Below are 11,516 nucleotides of genomic sequence, written 5' to 3' on the forward strand. Positions count from 1 at the left end.
ACCATTAAAAAAACAAATTTATGCCATTAGTAAATCCGTTAGGTCCAGAACACGATGCCGAAACCAAGAAACTTGCAGAATTCTTTAATGAAACGCTAGGGTTTTGCCCTAATTCTGTACTTACCATGCAACGTAGACCTGCAATATCTAAGGCATTTATAAATTTAAATAAAGCTGTAATGGCTAATGAGGGTCGTGTAACTTCAGCTTTAAAGCGTATGATAGCTTGGGTTAGTAGTAATGCTACGGGTTGCCGTTATTGTCAGGCACATGCCATTAGAGCTGCCGAGCGTTATGGTGCAGAGCAGGAACAATTAGATAATATTTGGGAATATAGAACACATGCTGCGTTTAATGAGGCAGAACGTGCTGCTTTAGACTTTTCTCTGGCTGCATCTCAAGTTCCTAATGCTGTTGATGAGGATATAAAAAACCGCTTACACAAACATTGGGACGAAGGCGAGATTGTAGAAATGCTTGGTGTTATTTCGTTGTTTGGATACTTAAATCGTTGGAATGATTCTATGGGAACAACCTTAGAAGGCGATGCTATTGCTAGCGGAAAGCAATATCTTGGAAAACATGGTTTCGAGGTTGGAAAACATGTTTAGTTATTACGTTATACTATGTGGTTTGACTATTCAATACTATAAAATTTTATTAACCTTCTTCTGCAAATCTGGCACAACCAATTCCTCAAACCAAGGATTTTCACTTCTCCAAAATCTATTGGTTGGTGATGGATGCGGAATAGGAAAATAGGTTGGTAAGTAGCTTTTATATTCACCAACGGTTTCGGTTAGCGTCCGTTTTGCAGTTTCTTTTAAATAGTATTTTTGAGCATAAGCACCAACTAAAATTATTAATTCTACTTTAGGCATATGTTTTAACAAAACGCTGTGCCATTGTGGTGCACATTCCGGTCTTGGTGGTAAATCGCCTGTTTTCGCTTTTCCTGGATAGCAAAATCCCATAGGTACAATGGCAAAATTTTTGGTGTTGTAAAAGACCTCATCACTTACATTAAGCCATTGCCTTAATTTTTTACCACTTTGGTCGTTCCATGGTATGCCAGACTCGTGAACTTTTGTGCCTGGTGCTTGACCAATTATTATAATTTTAGACGCTTTATGTGCTGTTACAACAGGTCTTGGTCCAAGTGATAGAAATGCTTTACAAATTTCGCATTGTCTAATATCGTGTAGTAATTGCTTCACTTTTTAGTCTTTATCTGCCATCATACTTTTTAAATCGTTACTATAAGATGGATAGGTAAAAATTAGTTTTTTAAATGCTGAAACCGTTACGTTGTTGGCAATAGCCATTGAAAAAATATTGATGTTTTCGTTCGCCTGGTCGCTTAAAATATGAGCACCTACAATTTCTTCGGTTCTTTGGTTTACAATTATTTTATAAGCATAAGTGTCTTGGTTGGACTTTCTTGCATTAAACCAGTTTTGTGCATCACCTTTGTAAACCTTAATATTTTTATAGCGTGCTTTAGCTTCTTCTTCCTGCATACCAACGGCAGATAAATTGGGTTGCGTAAATACTGTTGATGGTACCATTGGAAATTGAAACTCTTTTTTATTGCCATTAATAATATTCTCTCCAACAATATAACCTTGCAAACCAGATAATGGCGTTAATGGCAAAGATAAACTGGAAACATCTCCACAGGCATACACTCTTTTATTAGTTTTACTTTGCATAAAATTGTTTACTAAAACACCTGTTTCATCTGCATTGATGTTTGCGTTTTCAAGTTTTAATTGCTTTACTGAAGGTATGCGTCCTGCTGTATTAAATACTTTTCGGCTTTTGTGACGTTTTTTGTTTCCATTTACCGCATATTTAATTCTAATATTTTTATTTAATTTTTCTACTGAAGCGACCTCGGCATTAAAAATAAATTCTACTCCAAGAGATTTCATTTTAGAAATCAGTTTTTCAACTAAAAAAGCATCAAAATTTGAAAGTGCCTTATCTGTTTGCTCAAATATTGTAACCTTCGTGCCTAGTATAGCCAACATACTCGCGAATTCCATACCTACATAACCAGAGCCAATAAAACTCGCTGTTTTGGGTATTTTTTCGAGATTGAGAATAGCATCACTTGTCTCTATATATTTATTCCCTTTTATAGATAAAGTACGTGGTATTTGTCCTGTGGCAATTACAAAAAAATCTGCTGAAATTGTTTTCCCTTCTACTTCCACAGTATCTTCATTAATAAACTTAGGTGATTGATGGTAAAGGTCAATATTTAAATTTTCTAAATTGTCTTCAGTGGCTTCAGGAATAGCATTAATATATTGAGACTTAAATTGCTGCACCTGCTCCCAGTTAACAGAAGGTGATTTTTTTACACCTAGTTTTTCTAAGCGTTTAGACTCTTCTAATAAAGCAGAAAATTGAAGGAGTATCTTTTTAGGATCGCAACCTCTGTTGGCACAAGTGCCTCCAAATTCGCGATTATCTGCAATGGCAACAGTTAGGTTATTTTTTGCACAAGCTTTTGCAGCAGTTTGTCCTGCAATTCCAGAGCCAATAACAAAGACGTTATAGTGTTTGGTTTTCATAGTTTTGGTTTAAAAACTGAAGTTATAAAAGTGACCTTTATTTTCTACTATGGAAAGCTTAAAATTTTAACGTTATTGGTTTTAGTTAAGAATGATTTTTGGAAAAAAATCTTTATTTCTTCCCGCCAACCACAACTACAATTTCACCTTTTGGTGGTTTGTTTGTATAATGTTCTAATACTTCTTTTGCTGTACCTCTAACAGTTTCTTCGAACATCTTGGTGAGTTCTCGCGATACAGAAACTGGCCTGTCTTCTCCAAAATACTCGCAAAAATGGCCGAGTGTTTTAAGAAGTTTATGTGGACTTTCGTAAAAAATGATGGTTCGGGTTTCTTCGGCAAGTAATTTTAAACGGGTTTGTCTGCCTTTTTTTACTGGTAAGAAGCCTTCGAATACAAATTTATCATTTGGTAAACCAGAGTTTACCAAGGCTGGAACAAAGGCTGTTGCTCCTGGTAAACAATCTACTTCTATATTATTTTCTACACAAGCTCGCGTGAGCAAAAATCCAGGATCGCTAATGGCTGGTGTACCAGCATCGCTTATAAGTGCAATGGTTTCTCCGTTTTTAATGCGCTCCACTAAACGCTCGACCATTTTATGCTCGTTATGCATATGGTGACTTTGCATGGGTGTTTTAATCTCAAAATGTTTTAATAATTTACCCGAAGTTCTGGTGTCTTCGGCTAAAATAGCATCGGCAGCATTTAGAACTTTAATTGCTCTAAAAGTCATATCTTCAAGATTACCAATTGGTGTAGGAACAATGTAGAGTTTACTCATAAACTTGTAGTTATATTTTCAAATTTACAATCTTTTTATACGTTTTTAACGCAACCTTTTTATAATTTTAGAATCTTATAGAAAACCGACCTATGCAAAAAACCGCTATTTGCCTAATACTCTTCTGCTTTTCCTTTTTAAATATAAATGCACAGTCTACAGACTTATCTATTATCGTAGCAGCACAAAACCTTTCTAATAACCCTGTTTCACAGGTTAATATTAATCAGGATTTTCAGTACTTAGTAACCATATTAAATTCTGGAAACGCTGTTAATAATGCTACGTTTTCTCAAGTTTTGAATGCGAATGTTAGTTACTTTACTGCTATGAGCCAGAATGCCACTGGAGGTGCAAGTGATGTTTCTAATTTAATGTTTTCAGGAAATGAACTTACTGGTACTATAGCAAACATGCCAGCTAATTCCAGTGTTGCTGTATTGGTAACTGTTCGCGCACCAATAGTGCCTGGAGGTATTGCCACATCGGTTACTGTTTTTCCTCCTGATGGAACAACAGATACTATTCCTGCAAATAATCAATCTGTTATTTCTATAGATGTAAACGATTTACCTATTGATTTTTCTGTGGTATATTCGCAAATTACACCTCCTGAAGGTACAGGCATTACAAATTGGGACGATACAGTTACTTACGAGTTTACTATTACCAATAACAGTAGTATTGCTTTTCCATTAGAAAGTTTTTCTGGTAGAATGCAAGTTGCAAATGCAACTAATTTTGGCATTCCAAATGTTGAGTTTCAATCTATTTCCTGTTTAAACGGTACCAATGGAACCTTTTGTCCTGACGTTTCTGGTGTGCCGCCAAATACGGCTTTAATTTTAACGCCAAGTCCTCAATTTACTCCGCTTTTTGCGTTTGCTAATCCTATTCAATTTAATGCAAATAGTTCTTTAACGTTTCAAATTGTATATAAATATTTAGAACCCAATTGTAGTGTGGATATTGCACCTTTGGCTGTTGATAGTTTTATTAATATTGTAATAAACCATACTAACGAGTCACCTAACAATTCTAATCTAGTAAACACGCAACTTGTTAATGCTCCTGATTGTGCGGTTACAGATTTGTGTATTACAACAACACAACTTAATCCTTTACCTACTCAAACTGTAAACTGGGATCAACACGTGACGTTTGAAACTATTGCTTGTAATAATGGCCCTTTAGATGGTTATGGTCGTTTTTTTCTTCAAAATTTATCGGTAAACATAGATTGGGAAATTATTTCTGTAACCTGCGATGCCACAACCGGAAGCATAACCTGTAATGATTTTACAATATTAAATCAAGATCTTTTTTGGACTACCAGCGAATTTGTTGTTCCAGCAAACGTTACAATAACATTTACAACGGTTGTAAAGTTTTTAGAACCAGATAATTGCTCTACAGGAACACCAACAAACTCTTTAGGACATGTAAGAAGTGGTGCAAATTTGTTGGAAGCAATTATTGTTGAAAGTAATACCTTAAATAACGCCGAAAGCGATTTTGTACTACTACCTCCTTTAAATGTTTGTGATCCGGAAGAAATAGTAGACTTAAGTATTACTAAAACACAAATAGAGCCTGCTTTACCTCAAGGTAGTAATGCCGCCAACACTATTGGTTGGGGACCTATAACTTATGAGATTACTGCTACTAACCCAAACAACACCACTGACGCTGTTGTAGAAATTGAAGATTTTATGCCACAAGGAGCGAACGCCTTGGCTTCGGCTAGTTTGGTTTCTGTAAATTGTATTGCTACAACAGGAAATGCAACGTGCCCAACTATTAACAACGCTAACATTGGAGTTGTCATGGACGGAGAGCCTCAAGGCGGAATGGAAGATGTATTCTGGTCTATTCTTCCAGAAGAAAATTATATTTTACCGGCACAAAGCTCTGTTACCTTTCAAGTCATAGTAGATTGGCAGCCATTGTGCTCTGATTCGGCTATAAAAGTAACGAATGCTGTAAGGATAATTAGTGTCGAAGATTTGGAGGATGATATAACTTCTAATAATCTCGCAATAGTTGAAACATTTTTTGCTCCTTGTGTGGATTTAATAGTACAAACATATCCTGAATTTACGCAAGTTAATGTAAACCAAGATTTTAACTGGATTGTAGATATTACTAATAGTAATACAAGTTCTAACGCTATTAATATAGATTTTCAGGATATTTTAGGCACTGAGTTTACTGTTAATGGTACACCTACCTGTACAGTTATAAGTGGTACTGCAAGTTGTACTACTTTTACAATTACTGGTAATACCATTACCGGAACAATACCAAATATGGATGCGGCCGCAAATATTCAAATTACTATTCCGGTTACTGCACCAGGTTTTGGAGGTGCTTTTACTAACAATGCTCAGGCGATACCTAATGCTAATGATAATCAAGAATTAACTCTTGAAACCAACATTTCAATTAGTAATGTTCAAGTAATAGCGCCAACGGTGATAAAATCTTTTACACCTGCACAAATTATAGTTGGCCAGGAAAGTATCTTGGAATTTACAGTCACGAATTTAGTTGGTAATCCAGCTCAAAGCAATATTAACTTCACCGATGTTCTACCAGTTGGCATAACACTCGCTGGACCAATAAATTGGGTTGAAAGTAATGGTTGCACCGCAACATTTACAGGAAATCAGGGCGATACGACTGTAACTGTTAACAACCTTGTGTTTCCTGCAGGTGTGGAAACTTGTACTTTTGCTGTTGCTGTAACTTCATCTTTAGAAGGAAGTTATGTAAATAATAGCACAAACTTTACTAATCAAAATAATATAGACACTTCCCAGGCAAATGCAACGCTTGAGGTTATAGCAGATAATACTAACGTAGATATAGAAGTTTTAAAGTCTGTAACACCACTTGAAGCTGCCATAGGAGACACCGTTGTTTTTACTATAAATGCTTCAAATATTGGAACTACGGATGCATCGAATATTATTTTGTTTGAAAGTCTTCCTGTTGGATATAACTTTTTAAATGCAGCGGTAACTTATGGATCTTATGATGTTGTTTCGTTTCACTGGAGTATTCCCGACCTAATACCAAATCAAATTGAAACACTTACCATTACAGCGCAAGTAACTTCTTCAAATAATTTATTAAATACTGCAAGCCTTGTAAGTGTCTCTCAAATTGATAGAGACGATACTAATAACGAAGATTCTGCCGAGGTTTTTGTTAATAATTGTCTATCGATATCGCAAGGGTTTTCACCAAATAACGATGGAAATAATGATACTTTTATAATCAATTGTATAGAAGATTATCCTGAAAATCAAATTATGATATTTAACAGGTATGGGACTTTAATTTTCGAAACAGCTAATTACAAAAATGACTGGAACGGATTTCCTAATCAAGGCGTCCCGAAATCTAACACGCTTTTACCTGTAGGTACTTACTATTATCTTTTAAGAATTAATACTATAGAAAAACCTTTTGTTGGATGGTTATATCTTAATTATTAATAATGGGTCTAACCGTTTTTCCAAAAAAATACGAGGTTAAAATAAGTATTAACCCAAATAATGTAAAAGTTACGTCATCTTTTGCAAAATAATGCGCAAAAAAAGCGAGCACGACATCAAAAAAGAAACCTGCGTAAGCCCATTCTGTCAACCAACTGCTCTTGCGCCATAAAATCATAATAACGCCTAATATTTTAAGTGTTGCTAATGGATATACAAGATACGCTGGGTAGTTAAAGTTCTCAAAAAAACCTTTTACCATTTCGGGTTTTGTAAAATACATACTTGCCGAATACAGCATCATGGCACACAACAAGCCTGTTGCAATCCAATAGATTATTTTTTGAGTTTTCATATTTGAAATTTAATTAAATTTTGCATCAATAATTTCCATAAAACGCTCTGAGTATTCTTCTTTTTCAAGCCAGAAATTATAATCTGGCTTTACTTTTGTTTTTATAAAATGATCTGCCTCATCAAAATTACTCATAGTATTTAATTGTGAAATCACACGGTCGTAGTCTTCATTTTTACCATCAAATAAGTGCTTGATGAATGCTAATTTATCGTTTAAGCCTATGTTTAATCCGGAAGATTTAAGCTTATCGTTAAGAGATTTCTTTTCAGCTGCTTTAACATCGCTTAGTTTATCGAAAATTGGGACCTTATCAAAATCGGCAGTAATATCTTTAAAATCATTTTTATGATATTTAGGCTTAATTGCATCTAAAACAGCATCTAAGTCCTGACTATCTTCAGGCATTTGCGCAACCATGTCTTTTATTTTTTCCATCACAGGTTCGTAAATACCATCGTCTTCACGTTCATCGAGATTTATATAGGTTTTATTACCCACTTCAATATTATCACTAACCGTATTATTAAATGCGGTATCTAACATTCCAAAAAAGGAGGAGTTGTTTCCAATGGTTGGCAAATCGTCTTCAAAATTTTCTTGAGCAAATTTCAAAACAGTAAGTTTTTCGTAAAGCGCAGCCACTTCGGTATGCATTCTATTTACATCTTCTTTCCCTTTTAGTTTAAGAATCTTGTGAGCGATACTCATTAATTCGGATTCTAACTTCTTCTTCATGATTAATATTTTTATAATTATTTAAATTTAATACAATTTAGGCTTTTGTTTTTTAATAAATTTGAGCCACCTTTATAGCAACGGGAAATTTGTCTCGTTGGTGTGTTAAAATTACGAAATGTTTCTTGAAAATACGGTAAATCAAAAAGAACAATTTGGTTGGATTGAAGTTATTTGCGGATCGATGTTCTCTGGTAAGACAGAAGAACTTATTCGCAGATTAAAACGTGCGCAATTTGCAAAGCAAAAAGTTGAAATTTTCAAGCCAGCTATAGACGTGCGTTACGATGACGAAATGGTTGTTTCTCACGATGCTAACGAAATTCGTTCTACTCCTGTTCCTGCTGCTGCTAATATTCCTATTTTGGCAGACGGTTGTGATGTTGTAGGTATTGACGAAGCTCAGTTTTTCGATGACGAGATTGTTAGAGTTTGTAACGATTTAGCCAACAAAGGTGTTCGGGTTATTGTTGCAGGTTTAGATATGGATTTTAAAGGAAATCCGTTTGGTCCTATGCCAAATTTAATGGCAACTGCAGAATACGTTACCAAAGTACACGCCGTTTGTACGCGAACTGGGAATTTAGCACAGTTTAGTTACAGGAAAAATAAAAGTGAAGATTTAGTACTCTTAGGTGAAACCGAAGAATACGAACCCTTAAGTCGCGCTGCTTACTACAAAGCTACCATGCGTGAAAAAATACGAACCATGAAAGTTAATGATGCCGAAGAGGTAAAAGCTAAAAATAAAGATGCCTAAAGCTCAGGAAACCGTTCTGGAAATAGACTTAAAGGCATTGCAACATAATGTTTCCTTTATAAAATCTAAACTTAAGGATAATACTAAATTTCTCGCAGTTGTTAAAGCGTTTGCTTACGGCAGTGATGCTGTTGAAATTGCAAAACATCTTGAGACTTTAAAAGTAGATTATTTTGCTGTTGCCTATACTAACGAAGGCGTTATACTTAGAGATGCTGGAATAAAAACACCCATTTTGGTGCTACACCCACAAACTGGAAATTTTAAAACAATTATAGAACGCTGTCTCGAACCTAATTTATATTCACAGCGTGTATTAAATAAATTTATAGCTGTTGCTGAAGAAAATAACCAAAAAAACTATCCTGTTCACATTAAATTTAATTCTGGCTTAAACAGATTGGGCTTTGTTGAAACAGAAGTTGAAGCTTTATTAAAACAACTAAAATCTACTAAAGTAATAAAGGTAAAATCGCTCTTTTCGCATTTAGCAGCAAGTGAAGACGCTAATGAAAAAAACTTTACGTTACAACAGATTGATACCTTTAAAAATATTGCAAACACAGTGAGTGAGGCATTGGGTTACCAACCCATAATGCATCAAAGTAACACTTCTGGCATTTTAAATTATCCCGAAGCTCATTTCGATATGGTAAGGTGTGGCATTGGTTTATATGGTTATGGCAACGATGAAATTTTTAATAACAACCTAAAGCCTGTAGCAACCCTTAAAACCATAATTTCACAGATTCATACTGTAAATAAAGGAGATACCTTGGGTTATAACCGTGCTTTTAAAGCCAGTGGGAAAACGAAAACAGCAACATTACCCATTGGCCATGCCGATGGTATTAGCAGACAATATGGAAACAATAATGGTTTTGTTTTTATCAATGGTAAAAAGGCCTATATAATTGGTAATGTCTGTATGGATATGATAATGGTAGATGTTACAACAATCGCTTGCCAAGAAGGAGATGAAGTTATTGTTTTTGGCCCACAACATGGTGCTGAACATTTAGCTAAATCTATAGATTCTATATCCTACGAAATACTTACGGCAGTATCTCAACGTGTTAAACGTGTATTTCATCGATAATCAAGTGCGATTTTACGCACCCCAAGTCTTCTTTTGTTAAAATTTTAACTAAATTGATGGCTTAAATAATTAATCAACTAAAAATTAAAACTTAAAATTATGCTTAAAGAATTTAAGGATTTTATCATGACAGGAAACGTCATCGATTTAGCAGTAGCTGTTATTCTGGCAGGAGCAGTAGGAATGGTAGTAAACGGTTTTGTAACCGATATCATGATGCCAATTGTAGGTAACTTTGCAGGTGGTTACGACTTTGCCGATTTAAAATACGTGCTTTCACCAGCAACAATTGGTGCAGACGGCGTTGTAATTAAGCCAGAAAATGCAATTATGTATGGTAAGTGGATAAACTCAATTATTAATTTAATAATTGTTGGTTTTGTACTGTTTATGATTGTTAAAGCATACAATAAAACAAAAACTCCACCACCACCGCCAGCTCCAGCAGGTCCAACAGAAATAGATCTATTAAAAGAAATTAGAGACGCTTTAAAAAAGTAATCTACTTTTAAATAATAAAAAAATCGGTTTCGTTTTACGAAATCGATTTTTTTTATGTCCTTTTTTTATTAAAAATAAAATCTACTTTTTTATACTAACTAAGGGAAATGTAATAGCTTTGTACTCTTAAAATTTTTATGAGATGAAATTAGCAATAGTAGGTGTTACTGGCATGGTTGGCGAAGTAATGCGTAAAGTTTTAGAAGAGCGTGATTTTAAAATTACAGAATTTATTCCAGTTGCTTCAGAGCGTTCTGTAGGTAAAAAAATTAAATTTAAGAATAAAGAATATACTATTGTAAGCCTTGATAGTGCTGTTGCACTTAAACCAGATGTCGCATTATTTTCGGCAGGTGGTGATACCTCTTTAGCTTGGGCTCCAAAATTTGCAGAAGTTGGTACGACGGTAATCGATAATTCTTCGGCTTGGCGAATGGATCATTCAAAAAAATTAATTGTTCCAGAAATCAATGCCAATCAACTATCAAAAGAAGATAAAATAATTGCTAATCCAAATTGCTCTACCATCCAGATGGTGATGGCTTTAGCACCGCTTCATAAAAAGTATAAAATTAAACGTATTGTTGTTTCAACTTACCAATCTATTTCTGGAACAGGTGTAAAAGCTGTACAACAGTTAGAAAATGAAATGGCAGGTATAAAAGGTGAAATGGCTTACCATTATCCTATACATCAAAATGCCATTCCGCATTGCGACGTTTTTGAAGAGAATGGGTATACCAAAGAAGAAATGAAGCTGGTTCGTGAAACTCAGAAAATTTTAGACGACAAAACCATTGCAGTAACAGCAACAGCAGTTAGAATTCCAACAGCTGGCGGTCATAGTGAAGCTGTAAATGTAGAGTTCGAAAATGATTTTGACCTCACGGAAGTTAGACAGTTATTAAACCAAACTGATGGCATAACGATTCAGGATAACCTGGATGTTAATGTGTATCCAATGCCATTATATGCTAACGGAAAAGATGACGTTTTTGTAGGACGTATTCGTAGGGATGGTTCGCAACCCAACTCTTTAAATCTTTGGATTGTAAGTGATAATCTTAGAAAAGGGGCTGCCACAAATACTGTGCAAATTGCAGAATATTTGGTTGAGAATGGTTTGCTTTAATTTTAAGTATTTAAGCGCTTAAATTTCTATTCTTGATATTTTTTTCGGCTTAAAAAAAGAAA

At 34.7% G+C, this 11,516-nt stretch carries 11 protein-coding genes; 6 read left to right on the forward strand and 5 right to left on the reverse strand.

Going from position 1 to position 11,516, the window contains the following annotated elements:
• The first annotated feature begins 20 nt into the window (after positions 1-20).
• On the forward strand, positions 21-611 hold the full coding sequence (locus ACVC43_RS15020) for a carboxymuconolactone decarboxylase family protein (protein ID WP_452225360.1): 591 nt from the start codon (positions 21-23) through the stop codon (positions 609-611).
• A 36-nt stretch (positions 612-647) separates the two neighbouring features.
• Here ACVC43_RS15020 and ACVC43_RS15025 read toward each other — a convergent pair whose 3' ends face one another.
• The 3 genes from ACVC43_RS15025 to rsmI all read right to left on the reverse strand — a co-directional run bounded on the left by ACVC43_RS15025 (position 648) and on the right by rsmI (position 3,366).
• Complete coding sequence (locus tag ACVC43_RS15025) at positions 648-1,217, reverse strand: uracil-DNA glycosylase family protein (RefSeq protein WP_452225361.1); 570 nt, start codon at positions 1,215-1,217, stop codon at positions 648-650.
• A 3-nt stretch (positions 1,218-1,220) separates the two neighbouring features.
• Positions 1,221-2,582: a dihydrolipoyl dehydrogenase family protein gene (locus ACVC43_RS15030; RefSeq protein ID WP_452225362.1), complete on the reverse strand. Its 1,362-nt coding sequence runs from the start codon at positions 2,580-2,582 to the stop codon at positions 1,221-1,223.
• 112 nt (positions 2,583-2,694) lie between these two features.
• A complete protein-coding gene (gene rsmI / locus ACVC43_RS15035; RefSeq protein WP_452225363.1) occupies positions 2,695-3,366 on the reverse strand; it encodes a 16S rRNA (cytidine(1402)-2'-O)-methyltransferase in 672 nt (223 codons plus the stop codon).
• Positions 3,367-3,458: 92 nt separating this feature from the next.
• Between rsmI and ACVC43_RS15040 the strand changes: the two genes are divergently transcribed.
• Positions 3,459-6,869 carry a DUF7933 domain-containing protein gene (locus ACVC43_RS15040; protein WP_452225364.1) on the forward strand — a complete coding sequence of 1,137 codons (3,411 nt, stop codon included), beginning with the start codon at positions 3,459-3,461 and terminating at the stop codon, positions 6,867-6,869.
• Here ACVC43_RS15040 and ACVC43_RS15045 read toward each other — a convergent pair.
• Both ACVC43_RS15045 and ACVC43_RS15050 read right to left on the reverse strand, forming a co-directional pair.
• Complete coding sequence (locus ACVC43_RS15045) at positions 6,859-7,224, reverse strand: DoxX family protein (protein WP_452225365.1); 366 nt, start codon at positions 7,222-7,224, stop codon at positions 6,859-6,861. The two genes, ACVC43_RS15040 and ACVC43_RS15045, sit on opposite strands and share 11 nt — an antisense overlap.
• Before the next feature lie 9 nt (positions 7,225-7,233).
• Entirely contained in the window at positions 7,234-7,962 is a 729-nt protein-coding gene (locus tag ACVC43_RS15050) for a hypothetical protein (RefSeq protein WP_452225366.1), read from the reverse strand.
• 118 nt (positions 7,963-8,080) lie between these two features.
• On the opposite strand from ACVC43_RS15050, the gene ACVC43_RS15055 reads away from it, so the two are divergent.
• The 4 genes from ACVC43_RS15055 to ACVC43_RS15070 all read left to right on the forward strand — a co-directional run bounded on the left by ACVC43_RS15055 (position 8,081) and on the right by ACVC43_RS15070 (position 11,454).
• Entirely contained in the window at positions 8,081-8,722 is a 642-nt protein-coding gene (locus ACVC43_RS15055; protein ID WP_452225367.1) for a thymidine kinase, read from the forward strand.
• On the forward strand, positions 8,715-9,821 hold the full coding sequence (alr, locus tag ACVC43_RS15060) for an alanine racemase (RefSeq protein ID WP_452225368.1): 1,107 nt from the start codon (positions 8,715-8,717) through the stop codon (positions 9,819-9,821). The genes ACVC43_RS15055 and alr overlap by 8 nt, the downstream gene beginning before the upstream one ends.
• A gap of 99 nt (positions 9,822-9,920) precedes the next feature.
• Entirely contained in the window at positions 9,921-10,322 is a 402-nt protein-coding gene (mscL, locus tag ACVC43_RS15065) for a large conductance mechanosensitive channel protein MscL (protein ID WP_452225369.1), read from the forward strand.
• 142 nt (positions 10,323-10,464) lie between these two features.
• Positions 10,465-11,454, forward strand: a complete 990-nt coding sequence (locus ACVC43_RS15070; protein ID WP_452225370.1) for an aspartate-semialdehyde dehydrogenase — start codon at positions 10,465-10,467, stop codon at positions 11,452-11,454.
• The last annotated feature ends 62 nt before the right edge of the window (positions 11,455-11,516 follow it).

Source organism: Lacinutrix chionoecetis (genome assembly GCF_053604665.1).